Raw genomic sequence first — 16,107 nt, 5'->3', positions numbered from 1 at the left:
AAGGAGCGAATATATAATGGGGAAAAGAAAATTTAAAGCAGAGTCCAAAAAACTCTTGGATATGGTAATTAACTCTATTTACTCGCAGCGTGAGGTATTCTTGAGAGAACTTATTTCCAACGCGAGTGATGCAATCGACAAAATCTATTACAAGGCATTGACCGACGAAAATCTAACCTTCAATAAGGATAGCTACTACATAAAAATTGATGCTGATAAGGATAACAGAATTTTAAAGGTCAGTGATACTGGAATTGGGATGACGAAGGAAGATTTGGAGAACAATCTCGGAGTCATCGCCAAAAGTGGATCCCATGCATTCAAATCAGAAAATGAAATCAAAGATGGCCATGATATTATTGGTCAATTTGGTGTTGGATTCTATGCAGCATTTATGGTTTCCGATAAAGTCACTGTAATCAGTAAATCGATCGATAGTGATGAAGCTTTCAAATGGGAATCCAAAGGCTCTGATGGCTATACGGTTACACCTGCCGAAAAAGCAGAAGTGGGTACGGAAATCATCTTGGAAATCAAAGACAATGGGGAAGATGAGGATTATGATGAGTTTCTTGAACAACATCGTCTGAAACAGATCATCAAAAAGTACTCTGATTTCATTCGCTACCCGATCAAAATGGATGTTACAGAAAGCAAGCTTAAAGAAGGAAGCGACAATGAATACGAAGACATTATTGAAGAGCAAACACTTAACACCATGGTTCCAATCTGGAAGAAGAACAAAAGTGAGCTGGCGGATGAGGACTATGAGAACTTTTACAATGAAAAGCATTATGGGTATGACAAGCCGCTAAAGCACATTCACATAAATGTTGATGGCACAATCCGCTATAATGCCATTCTCTTTATACCTGAAAATGCGCCATATAACTATTACACAAGAGAGTATGAAAAAGGACTCGAACTCTATTCCAATGGCGTTCTGATTATGGATAAATGTGCAGACCTGCTGCCGGATTACTTCAGCTTTGTCAAAGGTATGGTAGACTCCGAAGACCTTTCTCTAAATATATCAAGGGAAATGCTGCAGCATGATAGACAACTGAAGCTAATTGCAAAAAATATCAACAAAAAAATTAAAACACAGTTACAGAGCGTCCTTCGTGATGAAAGGGATAAATATGAAACGTTCTATAAATCCTTCGGTCAACAGCTGAAATACGGTGTCTATAGTGACTATGGACAAAATAAAGAGCTGCTGCAGGATCTATTGCTGTTCTACTCATCAAAAGAAAAGAAACTCGTCACACTGGAAGAATATGTATCCAGAATGCCGGAAGATCAAAAATATATTTACTATGCAAGCGGGGAATCGAATGAGCGCATTGAAAAGCTTCCGCAAACAGAGCTTGTTGCAGACAAAGGCTATGAAATCCTCTACTTCACCGATGAAATTGATGAATTTGCCATCAAAATGCTGATGAATTATCAAGAGAAAGAGTTTAAATCGGTATCAAGCGGCGACCTTGGCATTGAGGACGATGACAAAGAATCTGCAGAAGAAGACGCCAAAGAAAATAAAGCTCTATTTGATGCGATGCAAGCCGTCCTATCAGGAAAAGTGAAGGAAGTAAGAGCATCTAAACGATTAAAATCCCATCCCGTTGTACTGACAGCAGACGGAGAGATTTCCCTTGAAATGGAAAAGATCATCAACGCCATGCCGGATGATCAGAACATCAAGGCTGATAAAGTGCTGGAGATCAATGTAAATCATGAAGTATTTGAGACACTGAAGAACGCCCATGAGTCGGATGAAGAAAAACTGAAGCTTTATACAAACCTGCTTTACAATCAGGCTTTACTCATCGAAGGACTCCCAATCAACGACCCAGTTGAATTCACAAACGATATATGTAAAATAATGGTTTCATAAAAATAGCAATGGCCACCGGTTGAAATATTCAGCCGGTGGCCATTTTAATGTCTCAGATGGGTAGCGTGTGAAACAGGTTAGGTATAGCTTTAGATTCGCGCAATCCGGGTCAGAACTCGCGCGATTCGGGGTAGAATTCGCGCAATCCGAGCAGAACCCCATGTCTCTCCTATAAACAGCCTATCGCACGGCCGCTTTCTGCCGTTTTTATTTCCGGTACATCTTAAACTGCAGAAACAGTTCATTGTAATAAGCGAGATGTTGCTTGCCGAGGTTTTCATAGACCTCCAGCCGTTCGGTAAGTTCTGGTTCAGGATAGAATCTTTCGTCATTGACCATATCTTCCGGCATATATTTAAGGGCTTCTTTATTAGGTGTTGAATAGCTTACATATTCTGTATTCTGTGCGGCAACTTCCGGATCGAGCATAAAGTTGATAAATTGATGTGCAGCATCTACGTTTTGTGCTGTTTTTGGAATAACAAAGTTATCGAACCATAAGTTGGAGCCTTCTTCTGGTACAACGTAGTCAATATTTTCATTTTCCCACATAATATCCCGTGCGTCCCCGGACCAGCCGACGGCGATTGCTGCTTCATTATTTTCCATCAGCATTTTATTCTCATCGCCTACGATTGCTTTTACATTTGGCGTTAACTCTTTGAGCTTAGTCAAGGCCTCCTGCAGATGATCCTCATCGGTATCATTTAGTGAGTATCCAAGGCTGTTCAGACCCATACCTAAGATTTCACGGGCGCCATCGATAAGAAGAATCTTATTTTCAAGCTCTGGATCCCATAGATCATTGAAGCCGGTAATTTCTTTTCCTTCCGGTAACAGGGTTGGATTATAGATGATACCAACCGTCCCCCAGAAGTATGGGACGGAATAGTTATTGCCTGGATCGAAGGCCAAATCCATAAAACGCTCATCAAGATATTTTACATTTGGCAGTTTGGAATAATCCAGTTCAACCAGCAAATCCTCTTCCTTCATCTTCTCGACCATATATTCAGAAGGTACAGCAACATCATAGGTAGTTCCTCCTTGCTGCACCTTTGTCATCATCGCCTCGTTTGAATCAAACGTTTCATAAATAATCGTAATCCCGGTTTCTTCTTCAAACCGGTCTATCAATTCTTCATCAATATAGTCGCCCCAATTATAGACGGTTAATGTATTACCGCCTGAGAAGCCTTCTGATGCGTTCAATCGATTGATGGCAATGATAAGGATAAGCGATACAACGGATATGGCCACGAATGCTCTTATAAGATTCTTCATCTTCTAAAGCCAACTCCTTTCGTGCCGATGCGCTGCGTGAGATAGTAATAGATGATAACCATCAGGATGGTCACGACAAACATGATGGCGGATAAGGCATTGATGTTCAAGGAGATACCTCTGCGCGCAAGGGAATAGATTTCCACAGAAAGTGTGGAGAAGCCATTTCCGGTTACGAAAAAGGTAACGGCAAAGTCATCAAGCGAGTAGGTTAGTGCCATGAAAAAGCCAGCGAATATTCCAGGCGCGATATATGGCAAAATTACTTTCGTCAATACATTCCACTGATTTGCCCCAAGGTCCCGGGCGGCATCGACAAGTGTCGGACTCATTTCCATCAGCTTAGGCAGCACCATCAATACAACAATGGGAATGCTGAATGCAATATGGGAAAGCAACACAGAGTAAAAACCCAGTTGAATCCCTGCCATGGTGAATAGGATCAGAAAGGAAGCACCGATAATGACATCCGGACTAACAATCAATACATTATTGAGTGACAATAGCGTGTTTTGGGTCTGTCTGCTCCTAAAGGCACGGATTCCAATGGCCCCAAGGACTCCAACGACAGTTGATATAAGGGCGGACAGCAATGCAATAACCAATGTGTTCAGCACAATGATCAGAAGTCTTGTATCATGAAAAAGTTCCTTATACCAGTCGAAAGTAAAACCAGAGAAATTACTCATCGTTCCCCCACTGTTGAAGGAGTAAAAAATCAAGTAAAAGATAGGTGCATACAGAATGAAAAAGATAATAATCAGGAACAAGTTTGCAAAACGAGATGGGTACCTCTCCATGCTACACACCCCGCTTTCTAAAATTGGTAACGGCCATAAATGCAAACATGATAAGAATCAGGAATACGGCAATTGTCGAACCCATTCCCCAGTCCTGTGTGACCAGGAAGTGCTGCTCGATAGCAGTACCAAGCGTGATGACCCGGTTTCCTGCAATCAGCCTCGTCAGCATGAATAATGAAAGGGCAGGAATAAATACCACCTGACAGCCGGATTTGACCCCATCCATCGTGAGCGGCAGAACCACCCGTTTAAACGTAATCCATTTAGATGCGCCCAGATCCTTCGCAGCATAGAGAAGGGACGGATTGAGATTGTCCAATGCATTAAAGATAGGAAGAATCATAAACGGAATAAATATATAGACTGCAACAAATACAAAGCTGAAATCGGTGAATAGAAGCTGCCTTGATTCGACACCGATAAATTCCAGAAAGCTGTTGGCCGCGCCATAGGTTCCGAAAATGCCAATAAATGCGTATGCTTTTAATAGTAGATTTATCCATGATGGAACGATAATCAGCAACAGCCATAAATGCTTATGCCTTGTCCTTGTTAATAAATAGGCGGTAGGATAGGCAACGAGCAGTGATATTGCGGTAATGAGAAATGCATACCAGAATGAACTCAGTGTCATCTGCAAATATACAGGCGTAAAGAAATTTTTGTAATTGACGAATGAAAAGTTGCCCTCAATATCAAAGAACGAATAATAGACGACAAGAAGAATCGGAGCAACGACAAATAGGATAATCCATAGTCCATAAGGAATCATGTAGAGATTGCGTGAAACTTTATTGTCCATTTGCTTCCCCCTCCGAATACGAATCCAAACGGCGGTCAAAGTCTTCTTCCGTTTCATTGAAGCGCATAACATGGATGGATTCCGGATCGAAGCGAAGGCCGATTTCGTTACCAACCGTTACTTTTTTGGTTGATTGGACAAGCCATTCATTTCCTTCTTTATCATAGCCAGTCATTTCATAATGCACACCGCGGAATAACTGTGATTCAACCTTTACCTTCAGCATGCCGTTTTCCACGGAAGTGATTTCCAAATCCTCCGGTCGGATAACCACTTCCACAGGTTCATTCGGATTCATACCCATGTCCACACACTCGAACCTATTTCCGCCGAATTCAACAATATAGTCTTCAATCATCGTGGCTTTTACGATATTGGATTCCCCGATGAAATCGGCAACAAAGCGGTTGATTGGTTCATCATAGATATCATTTGGTGTTCCGCTCTGTTGAATTTTCCCTTTATTGATAACAAAGATCTCATCGGACATTGCCAGGGCTTCTTCCTGGTCATGTGTGACAAAGATAAACGTTATTCCAAGCCGGCGCTGCAGTTCACGTAATTCGTATTGCATTTGATAACGCAGCTTAAGATCGAGCGCCGATAATGGTTCGTCTAACAGAATTACTTCTGGTTCATTGACGATTGCCCGAGCGATTGCTACACGCTGACGCTGACCGCCTGACATATCCTTGATCTCCCTGTCCTCATAGCCAATTAGATTTACAAAGCTCAATGCTTCCTTTACCTTCGCGGCAATGGCTTCCTTTTTCATTTTTTTGATACGTAAACCAAAAGCAACATTCTCAAAAACATTTAAATGGGGAAATAATGCATAATCCTGAAAAACAGTATTTACCTGACGCTTATTTGCAGGGATATGATTGATCTTTTTCCCGTCAAAATAAATATCCCCGGCAGTGGCTTCCGTAAACCCTGCAATTAGACGAAGGATTGTCGTCTTCCCGCAGCCAGATGGTCCAAGCAAGGTGTAAAATTTTCCTCTTTCAATTTCGAAGTTGACCTGGTTCAGTATGGCCGGGTCATGATCAAATTGCTTTGTAACATTGTGGAATTGAATAATAGCAGTATTCGTCATAGCAATCTCCTTTTTATGCATGTAGTATTAATAGAATTGTTCAGGAAACAGGAATAATTTTTTCTTGAACAAGAAGGTATGGTAGAACCTGTGAACCAGTGGCTGGCAGGTTTGTGATTAAAAGGTAAAGGAATAGGGAATAGATGAACTGCATGTTGCTCTTTTCCCCTATCTCATATTTGTTACTCATTTGTCAGATTCGAAATAATTATACATGAAAAGAATAAAAAAGGAATCAGTTTTTTTGGCGATTGGCCAACAGTGGAATTTCGGTGGTGCAAGTAGGGGCCTTCTCTATATTCGGTCATAAAATTGACATAATTCCTTTAAAAAAGTGACACATTGTCATTTGAAGGATTGACATATGACATTGTGTCACTTATCATTAAGATATAAACATCGTGACAATGTGTCACTTACAGAAGAAAGCGCTGCATAAAAAAGAAAAAACAAGGAATTCCTCAAATAAAAACGATGAAATGAGGTATGATGAATGACAGTTACAATTTATGGGGCTGCCTGTTCGTCCACAAGAAAAGCAAAGCAATGGTTTACAAGGCAAGGCATTGAGTATGTGGAAAGAAATGTCATTAAGGAGCCGTTGTCTGTAGATGAGCTTCAAAGGATTTTACGAATGACGGTCGAGGGTACCGACGAAATTATCTCTACAAGATCCAAAGTGTACAAGGACTTGAATTTGGATATTGAGTCTTTATCGCTGCAAGAGCTGCTTGAATTAATTCAGGAACAGCCGCGCCTGCTGAGAAGTCCAATTGTGGTTGATGAGAAGAGACTTCAGGTCGGCTATCACGAGGATGATATCCGCCAGTTCCTCCCAAGGAAGACAAGGGAGTTTCTCTGGTTGCAATGGCGGACAAACCATTTGCAGCTGGCTGAGGGTTAAGCGATTTAAATAAACGAAATAAGGGAAACGGAGGGTCATATGAATCTGATAGCGGAACAATCGTACATAAAAATCGTGAGGGAATTAAGCAGTCTTGAACAAAAAGATGTTGAACATCAGCGCAAGCTCTACTTATACGATCAAAAAATCGTAACACAGCACAGAGAGTTTCCTTTGAAAGACGTGCTGGATATTTCCTATCGCTTTATTGGAGGGGAGGGAGGACTGCTCTATTTACATACAACAAAGGGCGTGTTTTCTTATATCGTAAAGACCTCTCCGGCAGAGTTTGTCGAGGCCTACAAAAGTGTTCGAGGTAAGTAAAATGACTGAACGGGCCAAAAAGCGCACATGTAACCACTTACTATTCTCTCCATCCAACGAAAGACTGCTAGCTCTAACCAGCACGTCGATGTGTTAAGAGGCTATCATGATCGTTCCCATCTGAAGATTCAACAAATCAAGCGCAAAAAACGGCCGTTTTCATTGATAGCCGTTTTTTGTTTTAATAAGTAGAATCCACTTCTGAAGTCCCAAACATCTAGCGATTGCATAGAATAATACAGTAATGGATAAGGAGTGCAATCGATGGGATTATATATTAATGATTCAAACCATGAGAATATGTATAAGAATAGCGAGAATATCGAGGAGCCTAATCAAGGTTTTTTTATAAAAAATCATGTTTCTGAAATGATTCAGGAGCAACAGCGAATTAATAGTCTGCTGCAGCGTTCGTTTCAAGGAATGAAAAACATGTATGAAAAACAGGAACGCAGGAATGATTTCCAATGGGAGAAGATAGGCAATAAACTGAATGAGCTGGAAGAAATGGATGCCCACCATGAAGTGATGGGAAATAAAGTCACCAATCAGCTAAAGACATTGGAATCCAATCATGGGAAGCTTCTGAAACTTATGGAAGAGAACCAACTGTCAGAACAGCAGGTGATGGGACAGCTTAACCAGGTTCATGCTTCCCACGAGGTAATGACCAATCTGATGGAAGAATTTAAACAGGCCAATGAAGAACTAGTATTGAAAATAGATGCCCAGACAGATGCACAGAATCAACTATCGAAGCTGGTGGATGAACAAGACGAGACACAGAAAAACATTGCCAAACGACTGGATAGTCAGGAAGCACTGACGGAAAAAATCATCAGACAGATCGATCATTTCCGGGGACTTTTATTCGAACGTACAAATTATCTCTCCGAAAAGATTGAACAGACGTCATCCTATATCCTCAGCTTGATTTCCGGGGAGAGTCAGCTGAAAAGGGGATTCATTACATCGGATAAAGCGAGGGAAAAGGAGAAAAGCATGAAATAAAGGGAAGGCACCTGCCTTCCCTTAGCTATTGTTGATCGCTTGTAGACCTTTTTACCTTCTCAATGCGGAACGAAGCTACAATTAAGGTTATAATCAGTACCAGTCCAAGATAGCCAATTAGTGGATAGAAGTAGCTGACAAGGTCTGTAAACCCGAAGAAGCTTAATGCATATGCTATCACCAATGAGATAACGAGGAAGAGCTTGAACTTGCGTGTCCCCATTTCGGTAAAACGTGAACTGAATGAAAAGAACATACTTACGGCAGTATTGAAGATCATGCTGAAAAGGACAATCGACATAACGAATCCTAAAGTAGGTGAAACGATATTCGCTAATTGCAGCATGGGCATCTCTCCCTGCAGCGCATCAATATTTGAAAAGATGGCAAGGTGGCTCAATAGAATAAGAACTCCTATTCCAAGTCCGCCAACAAGACCGCCGAGTGCTGCTGTTTTTTCATTATCTTCAGCACCACCCATCACAAGAGCCATGGAGGCACCAAGTGCAATATTGAATGATACATAATTGATTGCAGAGATAATCCAGTTAGGCAATGATGTTGGATGTTCTTTTGCAATGGTATCCAAGGAGGCAAAAGAGCCATCCATTGTTACAAGACTATAAATCGAAAGAATCACCACAATAAGAATCAGAAAAGGGGTAATGCCCCCTACAATGGCAACAACCCGATCTACCTTCAGCATACCGGTCAATAGGACAAGGATAAACATAAGGCTTGTCCCGATAAAATAAGGGAAATCGAATTGCTGATTAAGGTTTGACCCAGCCCCTGCAATCATGACAACACCGACTCCAAATAGGGTGAAGATGATAACATAGTCGATAATCAGACCGAGATAGCGTCCACTGATTCGATAGATAACTTCTTTATGAGAAGTTGTCTGCATCCTGCTTCCCAGCCGGATTAAGATCATGCCGAGATAGCCAAATAAAATCGTGCAAACAATCGCACCCATTGTTCCAGCCAATCCAAAACTTGTAAAATATTGCAGAATCTCCTGTCCAGAGGCAAAACCAGCCCCGACAATGACGCCAATGAAGGCACTGCCCAGTTGTAAAATCTTCTTCATGTTGTCCTCCTTCTAAGCTGTTGCTACACTTGCGTTTAAAGTTGTTATTGTTATTTGCCCTATAGTATGAAGGCTCTTTCAGCAAGTTTTTCTGTTTTGTAATCTTTGCATTGGATGGAAACTGTGACAGGCTGAGCGAAAGAACTATTCATCTAAATAAAGGGTTTATGCCCTAAGGGAAATAGTATCATTATAGCATAACGTTCTGTGATTTCCTTTTTCAGCGTGGTAAAATGATTCTTATGTCACAGCATAATTCATTTTCGTTAAGGAGGATCAACTTCATGAAACACGGAAGTTACCGTGATACGTGGGTGGAAGTATCCCTGGATGCCATTGAGGCAAATGTCAAAACCTTCAAGGAGCACATCCAGCAAACCAGCAGATTAATGGCAGTAGTAAAAGCGGATGGCTATGGCCATGGAGCAGTACAGGCAGCAAGGACTTCAATTGACGCGGGAGCAGATTATTTAGCGGTCGCTTTTTTGGATGAGGCTCTGCATCTCCGAGGAGCAGGTATCACTGAACCGATTCTGATCTTAGGCTATACACCACCGAGTGCAGTCCAGAAGGCGATAGAAAATGATATAACGTTAACCGTATTTTCTGAAGACGTTATCGAGGAGATCAATCAAGCCGTACAGGCATTGAATAAAAAGGCTAAAATCCATCTTAAGATTGATAGTGGAATGAACCGGATTGGAATCCAAAATAAAGAAGAGGCATTGAAAATGAGCAGATTGCTGGGCTCTCCCAACATTTTGCTGGAAGGTATTTTTACACATTTTGCCGATTCGGACAATCTTGACCCAATCTATACATACAATCAATTCAAGAAATTTATATCGATTACCGATCATTTGGAAGAGCATCATATTCATATTCCAATCAAGCATTGCTGCAACAGCGCTGCCACCATTTCCTATCCGGAAATGCACCTGGACATGGTACGTGTCGGTGTAAGTCTATATGGACTTTACCCTGAAGATCATCTGCAATCAAAGATTCGCTTGCAGCAGGCAATGAGCTTTAAGACAAAACCCGTCATGGTCAAAACGGTTGCAGCAGGAGAACCAATCAGCTATGGCTGTACGTACACTCCCGAGAAAGAATCGGTGATTGCAACGATACCGGTTGGATATGCCGACGGATTCTCCAGACAGCTTTCAAATAAAGGCTGTGTAACGGTAAAAGGCAATAGAGCGCCCATTGTAGGCAGAGTATGCATGGACCAGTCGATGATTGATGTTTCAGGCATTGAATCTGTAGCCAAATCGGATGTGGTAACGCTTTTCGGTGACCCAGCCAATGGTTATGTCTCACTCAAAGAGGTTGCAGATCTTATGGCTACGATTCATTATGAAGCCGCCTGCTTGATTGGTGAACGGGTGCCGCGGGTATATATCCGGAATGCGTAGCCTGTATAGATGTGCAGAGGCTGCCCTGTTTTACCTGAGCAGCCTCTGCAACTATAAATTTCTGGCTTCATGTTTGCATAAATGCTGGGCAGCTATTTACCTAATTTCACTTCATCCAAGCCGCTCAATTCTACGGATTGCTCATGATTCATATTATCAAGCGGAAAAACGTTCGCTGTTCCGCTATCCTGATCGAGTGATTGAATATAGACAGGTATCCCCCGGTAATTCACATTAATCATATAGGCAGATTGCAATATTTCCATTGCACGTTGATCGTCCATCGTTTCCTCCTTTTTATGGCTATACGTTATTTTTTGATAGCGGGCCAGCATTTATTCGAAGCAAAATTTACATATTTTATCTCATTGCGGCCGATGGGAAAAGGATGATTTTTTAGGTGCTTTTTGTAATTTTGTTGATATTTCTAATGCTGTATTTGATAAAAACTGCGGCATAATTAGATCATTGGTGCTTTATCCGCACTCCGGAAATACACTACGCTTTCCGCGGGCTCGCGCTAAGCCAGGGTACTACTTGCGTTTACTTCTTTGTTCCCTTGCACCGAGGAAGCATACTGCGAAGCGTAACTAGAAGACGCAGGTGCATCTAGTGGGGTCTTAGCGTCTTCGCTTTCCCGCAGCATTCCTGTAGTGCGTTAATTTAGACTTTGATAAAAAAAGAGCTCCCCAGTAAGATATGAATATAGACATCACTCTAAAATTCAAAACCTTAAAGGAGGAACTCTTATATGAAGTTTAAAATGCAAGACAAACAAAATCAACTAATTGAAAGAATTTCTGATAAACATCTTGTTGTTGGTGTGGATATTGCACAACATACACATGTTGCACGAGCTGTAAATTTTCGTGGTATTGTCATCGGTGATCCGCTCACTTTTGAAAATAACGAGCAGGGTTTCGATAGATTAATGGAATGGATTAATCATTTAAAACTTTCAAAAGGTTTAAATACTGAAATAGTTGGCATGGAACCTACTGGACATTACTGGTTGAACCTATCTAAATGGCTATATGACCAACATATTGATGTAGTGACTGTGAATCCTCACCATGTTAAAAGAAATAAAGAGAATCGGGATAATACCCAATCAAAAAGCGATAAAAAGGATGCCCTTGTGATTGCAGATATGATCAAAAATGGGTATTATTCCTTTATCCAGCCAACTTCTGAAGCTTTTGAAAAGCTTAGAGTATTTATGGCAAACCGAGATGTAATCGTCAAACGTCTTACTAGCTCTATTAACCAAATAAATCGGTGGGTAGATATTGTCTTTCCTGAATTTCGAGAAGTTTTTAAAGATATAAAAGGAAAAGGGGCAATCGCAACACTTCGATTATTTCCTACACCTTCAGAACTATGTTCTATGAAAGCACATGAAATAGTGAAAGGTTGGAAAACAGTGATGAATCGTCATGCAGGACTTAAAAAAGCTCAAATGCTAATTGACTTAGCAAGAAATTCTGTTGGCAGTAAACAAGCTCAAGAAGCCTATAAGCTTCACTTGGAACATTTACTTGAAGAATTTGATTTAGCGAAGACCCAACTCGAAAGAGTAGAAAAAGAAGTGACTTCAGTACTTGATCAAATTACTTTCGCTAAAAAAATGATTGCCATTGATGGAATTAGTGAAATTTCATTAGCAGGTATCTTAGGAGAAGCTGGTGATTTAAGTGGCTTCGCCCATGGTAACTCTCTATTACGACATTCAGGTCTACATCTAGCAGAAGCAAGCTCAGGTAAATGGAAAGGACAAATTAAAGTCTCTAAACGTGGGAGATCTCGACTAAGACGCTTTTTATTTTTAACGACATTAAGCCTTGTAAGGAATAACTCTGATTTCAAGCAGATTCATAATCACAATGTCAAAGTCAAAAAGATGAAAAAAATGAAATCTATTATGAAACTTGTAGGAAAGTTAGCAAGAATATTGGTCGCAATAGCTAAAAATAATCAAACGTATTGTTCCCAGAAGGTACAACCATTAACGCCACTAGCAGCATGATTTGTCTGTAGTCCAAATCACGGTATTAAAGAAGTAAGAATCAATTATATTTATATTATATAGAAAATGAATGTTGGCTTATTCGTAGGATTACAAAGAAAGCACGGAGTACTGGATACCTTGTCCCGAAGGGCACTGACCCGTTCCCGCAGCAAAACCGGCCTCCACCCCTTGGATAGGCATGACGAAGGAATGAAAGGGCATTAGACCCGTTGAGACATGGGAGGGATAGCCTCCAGGGACGGCGTGGAGAAAGCGTGCAGTATATTTGGGAATAATTGGAATTAATTATTACTCCTCTATTCCCGCATGCCTTCATGTAGCCTTAACTATTAAAATTCATTCCATTCATCCGTCATTGTCTTACAAGTGGTTTGAAATCCTGCGAATAAGCGAGCATTTGTAAGTAAATAGAATCTAACTGAGGGAGGACAAGGAAGGCTACGGCAGCTTAACATCGCACGCAGAAATTGCGAATGCAATTTCAAGGAGTCTCCGTGTATTTCCTCAGATTTTTATACTCTGTCAATTATTTATAGAAATTATGGTGTGGTAACTGCCACTCCGGAAATACACTAGGCTTTCCGCGGGCTCGCGCTAAGCCTCCTCGCTCGCAAAGTTCGCTCTCTGCGGGGTCTTATCGTCTTCGCTTTTCCCGCAGGAGTCTCCGTGTATTTCCTCCGTTGTGTGGAGTGGTTCAACATCTTACCATATTTAACTATTAAATCTCTAAATATCATTCCTTTGAGATTGATTGGAGCGTAGGGCAGTCGACTCCAGCGGGAAAAGCAACAGCTGAAGATCCCGCAGGAAGTGGGTTTCTTCCGAGGAAGCTGAAGCGTTGCCCGCGGAAAGCGACTGCCCGGAGCGGAAATCGGCAGTTGCTGGTACGTCGCGGTTTATATATTTTAGTAAAAACAACAAATTTTGAGAAAACAGCCTTTTTTCAAAAGCGACTGGAGAAAAAACGCAGGCCATTACAGTTTCCGCACATAATTCGAAATTTCATAATGAAACGGAGAAAGATGCAAGATGAAACCATTCACTGAAACGATAATTGGAATCATAAAGCAAATTCCAGAAGGTAAGGTCATGACATATGGACAAATCGCCAAGGCGGCAGGAAGTCCGCGTGCTGCAAGGCAGGTAGTGAGGATTCTCCACTCTATGAGCGAAAAATATCATTTGCCTTGGCATCGTGTGATAAACGCCAAAGGCCAGATCTCCATAAAGGATGATGAAAGCCGGATGGAGCAGAAATGGCTTCTTGAGAATGAAGGTGTGGAGGTCAGTGATTCCGGGAATGTCGATCTGAAGCAATTCCAATGTATCAGTCCGACGCTTCGAGATGAAAAAATATAGGGAAGCAGAGGAGCGAATGTTTATTAATTGGGTTACATTTTCGCTATACTTATGGTAAGCGATCAAAAAGATGGGGTGATTTTAATGGAATTTACGATGCATGAAAATGGGTTCGAATCGGAATTTGACTTCGGTAAATTAACGATTTCGGGCAATGATGAGTTTGGCTTTAGACCGTATGCACTGTTAGTATCTTCAATAGCAGGCTGCAGCGGGGGAGTGTTGAAAAAAGTCCTCACTAAAATGCGCATTGATTATGATGATATTAAGATGAAAGCCGATGTCAAACGTAACCCGGACATTGCTAATCGTGTGGAGGAAATCAAGTTACACTTCACGATTATCGGGAATGATATTTCCGAGGCAAAAGTGGAAAAAGCACTTCAGCTATCAACAAAGAACTGCGCGATGGTTCAATCCGTCAAAGGCAGCATCCATGTCATCGAAACATTTGAAATCAAAAATTCCGCGGCTTAGGCCCGGAATTTTTTTGGTAAAGGAAACTCTGAAAAGCGACAATTCCCTTTGTTACTATTTATAACTATGTAATTAAAAAAAACTAAGTATGTTGCAATAAGTTGAGAAGAATGTTATATTATTAATTAATAAATGTTTAATTAATAATAATATAGAGATACAGGAGGAAATACAGATGTTGAAAATTGGTATTATTTTAGGAAGTGTTCGTCAAGGACGTAATGGAGAGGCTGTAGCAAACTGGACATACGATTTCGCTACTAAACGTAATGATGAAGCAGAATATGAAATCGTTGATTTGGCAGATTATAAATTGCCGTTCTTAGGTGCTGCTCTTCCAGAAGCACAACAGGCAGAAGCGGAGGCAGCAATCAAAGCATGGTCAGAAAAAATAGCATCTTTTGATGGCTATGTATTTGTAACACCAGAATATAATCATGCAGTAGGTGGAGCGCTTAAAAACGCATTGGACTTCCTGAAACCGGAAGTAGCTAATAAAGCTGCTGGTTTCGTTGGTTACGGCAGCCTTGGAGGCACACGTGCACATGAAAACCTGCGTCTTATCTTCGGTGAATTGCAGATTGCCGATGTACGTACTGCACTTACATTCTCACTTATGACTGATTTCGTAAACATGAGCGAATTCAGGCCTGCTGATTTCCACCAAGCAAATGCTAACGACATGCTTGATCAAGTTATTGCGTGGAGCACTGCTTTAAAAACAATTCGATAAGGATGTTTTAAAAACGGACCGTAATACTTGTTGAACAGGGTTACGGGAGAGTGGAACATCATAATCTTTTTCAAGGATAAAAAGGCGGTTCACCCTGTATGGCAATTCCGATAAGGCATATTGCTGACGGGGAAGCTGCCTTTTGACTATATAAGGGACAGGTGATACTTAAAATGGGTTTTTTGGATAAATTATTTGGCAAGTCAACTAAACAAGAAACAAACACAGTGATCAATAATAATAAATTGAAAATAGCTATCGTCCAGGGCAGTGTGCGTGAAGGAAGCAATGGAGAATCTGTAGCTGATTGGATGTATGATTTCGCATCACAGCGCAAGGATGTTGCCAGCTATGAAATAGTAAATCTTGCGAAGTATGACCTGCCGATGCTGGGCCAGGAATTACCGGAAACTGATCAGGCTGGTGCAGAAGCAGCAATCAAGGCATGGTCTGAGAAAATGGCATCTTTTGATGGATATATCTTTGTAACACCAGAATATAACCATGCAGTGGGTGGAGCGCTAAAAAATGCATTGGACCTTCTAAAGCCCGAAGTCGCTAACAAGGCAGCCGGTTTTGTCGGTTATGGCGGCTTAGGGGGAACCCGTGCACATGAAAATCTTCGCCTTATCTTTGGTGAACTGCAGGTTGCTGACGTACAGACAGCAGTAACCTTCTCACTGATGAGCGATTTTGAAAACATGCGTGTATTTAAGCCTGCAGATTATCATGCAGCAAACGTAAATCAAATGCTGGATCAGCTGATTGCATGGGCTGGGGCATTTAAAACATTAAGATAAGAAACGGATGGGTGCTGGGAACGGCATCCATCTTTTTAGGTGAATTTGTTTATAAGGAAATTACATAGTAGAAT

Annotated in this window: 17 protein-coding genes; 10 read left to right on the top strand and 7 right to left on the bottom strand. The window is 41.1% G+C overall.

Annotated features, from left to right (window positions below; translation table 11 throughout):
- Window positions 1-16 precede the first annotated feature (16 nt).
- A complete protein-coding gene (gene htpG, locus OMHG_RS04430) occupies window positions 17-1,897 on the top strand; it encodes a molecular chaperone HtpG (RefSeq protein ID WP_010648678.1) in 1,881 nt (626 codons plus the stop codon).
- A gap of 207 nt (window positions 1,898-2,104) precedes the next feature.
- Here htpG and OMHG_RS04425 read toward each other — a convergent pair whose 3' ends face one another.
- Genes OMHG_RS04425 through OMHG_RS04410 form a run of 4 tightly spaced genes read right to left on the bottom strand, consistent with a single transcriptional unit; the run spans window position 2,105 to window position 5,885 of the window.
- The gene (locus OMHG_RS04425) at window positions 2,105-3,181 is read right to left on the bottom strand and encodes an ABC transporter substrate-binding protein (RefSeq protein WP_010648676.1); all 1,077 of its coding nucleotides are present in this window, start codon (window positions 3,179-3,181) and stop codon (window positions 2,105-2,107) included.
- Window positions 3,178-3,981 (bottom strand): ABC transporter permease, encoded by an 804-nt coding sequence (locus OMHG_RS04420; RefSeq protein WP_010648674.1) that lies wholly within the window; start codon window positions 3,979-3,981, stop codon window positions 3,178-3,180. The genes OMHG_RS04425 and OMHG_RS04420 overlap by 4 nt, the downstream gene beginning before the upstream one ends.
- Before the next feature lies 1 nt (window position 3,982).
- Window positions 3,983-4,786: an ABC transporter permease gene (locus tag OMHG_RS04415; RefSeq protein WP_010648672.1), complete on the bottom strand. Its 804-nt coding sequence runs from the start codon at window positions 4,784-4,786 to the stop codon at window positions 3,983-3,985.
- Window positions 4,776-5,885 carry an ABC transporter ATP-binding protein gene (locus OMHG_RS04410; RefSeq protein WP_010648669.1) on the bottom strand — a complete coding sequence of 370 codons (1,110 nt, stop codon included), beginning with the start codon at window positions 5,883-5,885 and terminating at the stop codon, window positions 4,776-4,778. The genes OMHG_RS04415 and OMHG_RS04410 overlap by 11 nt, the downstream gene beginning before the upstream one ends.
- Window positions 5,886-6,378: 493 nt before the next feature.
- Between OMHG_RS04410 and OMHG_RS04405 the strand changes: the two genes are divergently transcribed.
- The 3 genes from OMHG_RS04405 (at window position 6,379) to OMHG_RS04395 (ending at window position 8,124) form a co-directional block, all read left to right on the top strand.
- Window positions 6,379-6,789 carry a Spx/MgsR family RNA polymerase-binding regulatory protein gene (locus tag OMHG_RS04405; RefSeq protein WP_010648667.1) on the top strand — a complete coding sequence of 137 codons (411 nt, stop codon included), beginning with the start codon at window positions 6,379-6,381 and terminating at the stop codon, window positions 6,787-6,789.
- Window positions 6,790-6,828: 39 nt separating this feature from the next.
- Window positions 6,829-7,113, top strand: coding sequence for a hypothetical protein (locus tag OMHG_RS04400; protein ID WP_010648666.1), 285 nt, complete (start codon window positions 6,829-6,831; stop codon window positions 7,111-7,113).
- Window positions 7,114-7,377: 264 nt separating this feature from the next.
- Window positions 7,378-8,124: a hypothetical protein gene (locus tag OMHG_RS04395; RefSeq protein ID WP_010648665.1), complete on the top strand. Its 747-nt coding sequence runs from the start codon at window positions 7,378-7,380 to the stop codon at window positions 8,122-8,124.
- 25 nt (window positions 8,125-8,149) lie between these two features.
- Here OMHG_RS04395 and OMHG_RS04390 read toward each other — a convergent pair whose 3' ends face one another.
- Window positions 8,150-9,217, bottom strand: coding sequence for a YkvI family membrane protein (locus tag OMHG_RS04390; protein ID WP_010648664.1), 1,068 nt, complete (start codon window positions 9,215-9,217; stop codon window positions 8,150-8,152).
- A gap of 284 nt (window positions 9,218-9,501) precedes the next feature.
- Between OMHG_RS04390 and alr the strand changes: the two genes are divergently transcribed.
- Window positions 9,502-10,635: an alanine racemase gene (gene alr / locus OMHG_RS04385; RefSeq protein WP_010648662.1), complete on the top strand. Its 1,134-nt coding sequence runs from the start codon at window positions 9,502-9,504 to the stop codon at window positions 10,633-10,635.
- Between the two features lie 92 nt (window positions 10,636-10,727).
- Here alr and OMHG_RS04380 read toward each other — a convergent pair whose 3' ends face one another.
- A complete protein-coding gene (locus OMHG_RS04380; protein WP_010648660.1) occupies window positions 10,728-10,919 on the bottom strand; it encodes an H-type small acid-soluble spore protein in 192 nt (63 codons plus the stop codon).
- Window positions 10,920-11,386: 467 nt separating this feature from the next.
- On the opposite strand from OMHG_RS04380, the gene OMHG_RS04375 reads away from it, so the two are divergent.
- On the top strand, window positions 11,387-12,661 hold the full coding sequence (locus OMHG_RS04375; protein ID WP_010648658.1) for an IS110 family RNA-guided transposase: 1,275 nt from the start codon (window positions 11,387-11,389) through the stop codon (window positions 12,659-12,661).
- 729 nt (window positions 12,662-13,390) lie between these two features.
- Here the strand turns inward: OMHG_RS04375 and OMHG_RS18245 are convergent.
- Window positions 13,391-13,639 carry a hypothetical protein gene (locus OMHG_RS18245; RefSeq protein ID WP_154648219.1) on the bottom strand — a complete coding sequence of 83 codons (249 nt, stop codon included), beginning with the start codon at window positions 13,637-13,639 and terminating at the stop codon, window positions 13,391-13,393.
- A 54-nt stretch (window positions 13,640-13,693) separates the two neighbouring features.
- Here OMHG_RS18245 and OMHG_RS04370 point away from each other — a divergent pair, with 54 nt between their 5' ends.
- From OMHG_RS04370 to OMHG_RS04355, 4 genes are all read left to right on the top strand, one after another.
- Complete coding sequence (locus OMHG_RS04370) at window positions 13,694-14,023, top strand: MGMT family protein (protein ID WP_010648657.1); 330 nt, start codon at window positions 13,694-13,696, stop codon at window positions 14,021-14,023.
- A gap of 84 nt (window positions 14,024-14,107) precedes the next feature.
- Window positions 14,108-14,500, top strand: a complete 393-nt coding sequence (locus OMHG_RS04365; RefSeq protein ID WP_044476704.1) for an OsmC family protein — start codon at window positions 14,108-14,110, stop codon at window positions 14,498-14,500.
- 175 nt (window positions 14,501-14,675) lie between these two features.
- On the top strand, window positions 14,676-15,233 hold the full coding sequence (locus OMHG_RS04360; protein ID WP_010648653.1) for an NADPH-dependent FMN reductase: 558 nt from the start codon (window positions 14,676-14,678) through the stop codon (window positions 15,231-15,233).
- Window positions 15,234-15,406: 173 nt separating this feature from the next.
- Entirely contained in the window at window positions 15,407-16,033 is a 627-nt protein-coding gene (locus OMHG_RS04355; protein ID WP_010648652.1) for an NADPH-dependent FMN reductase, read from the top strand.
- Window positions 16,034-16,107 lie beyond the last annotated feature (74 nt).

The sequence above is a fragment of the Oceanobacillus massiliensis str. N'diop genome (assembly GCF_000285495.1).
Taxonomy (GTDB): domain Bacteria; phylum Bacillota; class Bacilli; order Bacillales; family Amphibacillaceae; genus Oceanobacillus; species Oceanobacillus massiliensis.
This window is presented reverse-complemented; position numbering and strand designations above follow the sequence as displayed.

What these genes read in the sequence shown, in the direction of transcription:
- htpG (WP_010648678.1), top strand. Translation starts at nt 17, where the DNA reads ATGGGGAAAAGAAAATTTAAAGCAGAGTCCAAAAAACTCTTGGATATG.
- OMHG_RS04425 (WP_010648676.1), bottom strand. Translation starts at nt 3,181, where the DNA reads ATGAAGAATCTTATAAGAGCATTCGTGGCCATATCCGTTGTATCGCTT.
- OMHG_RS04420 (WP_010648674.1), bottom strand. Translation starts at nt 3,981, where the DNA reads ATGGAGAGGTACCCATCTCGTTTTGCAAACTTGTTCCTGATTATTATC.
- OMHG_RS04415 (WP_010648672.1), bottom strand. Translation starts at nt 4,786, where the DNA reads ATGGACAATAAAGTTTCACGCAATCTCTACATGATTCCTTATGGACTA.
- OMHG_RS04410 (WP_010648669.1), bottom strand. Translation starts at nt 5,885, where the DNA reads ATGACGAATACTGCTATTATTCAATTCCACAATGTTACAAAGCAATTT.
- OMHG_RS04405 (WP_010648667.1), top strand. Translation starts at nt 6,379, where the DNA reads ATGACAGTTACAATTTATGGGGCTGCCTGTTCGTCCACAAGAAAAGCA.
- OMHG_RS04400 (WP_010648666.1), top strand. Translation starts at nt 6,829, where the DNA reads ATGAATCTGATAGCGGAACAATCGTACATAAAAATCGTGAGGGAATTA.
- OMHG_RS04395 (WP_010648665.1), top strand. Translation starts at nt 7,378, where the DNA reads ATGGGATTATATATTAATGATTCAAACCATGAGAATATGTATAAGAAT.
- OMHG_RS04390 (WP_010648664.1), bottom strand. Translation starts at nt 9,217, where the DNA reads ATGAAGAAGATTTTACAACTGGGCAGTGCCTTCATTGGCGTCATTGTC.
- alr (WP_010648662.1), top strand. Translation starts at nt 9,502, where the DNA reads ATGAAACACGGAAGTTACCGTGATACGTGGGTGGAAGTATCCCTGGAT.
- OMHG_RS04380 (WP_010648660.1), bottom strand. Translation starts at nt 10,919, where the DNA reads ATGGACGATCAACGTGCAATGGAAATATTGCAATCTGCCTATATGATT.
- OMHG_RS04375 (WP_010648658.1), top strand. Translation starts at nt 11,387, where the DNA reads ATGAAGTTTAAAATGCAAGACAAACAAAATCAACTAATTGAAAGAATT.
- OMHG_RS18245 (WP_154648219.1), bottom strand. Translation starts at nt 13,639, where the DNA reads ATGGCCTGCGTTTTTTCTCCAGTCGCTTTTGAAAAAAGGCTGTTTTCT.
- OMHG_RS04370 (WP_010648657.1), top strand. Translation starts at nt 13,694, where the DNA reads ATGAAACCATTCACTGAAACGATAATTGGAATCATAAAGCAAATTCCA.
- OMHG_RS04365 (WP_044476704.1), top strand. Translation starts at nt 14,108, where the DNA reads ATGGAATTTACGATGCATGAAAATGGGTTCGAATCGGAATTTGACTTC.
- OMHG_RS04360 (WP_010648653.1), top strand. Translation starts at nt 14,676, where the DNA reads ATGTTGAAAATTGGTATTATTTTAGGAAGTGTTCGTCAAGGACGTAAT.
- OMHG_RS04355 (WP_010648652.1), top strand. Translation starts at nt 15,407, where the DNA reads ATGGGTTTTTTGGATAAATTATTTGGCAAGTCAACTAAACAAGAAACA.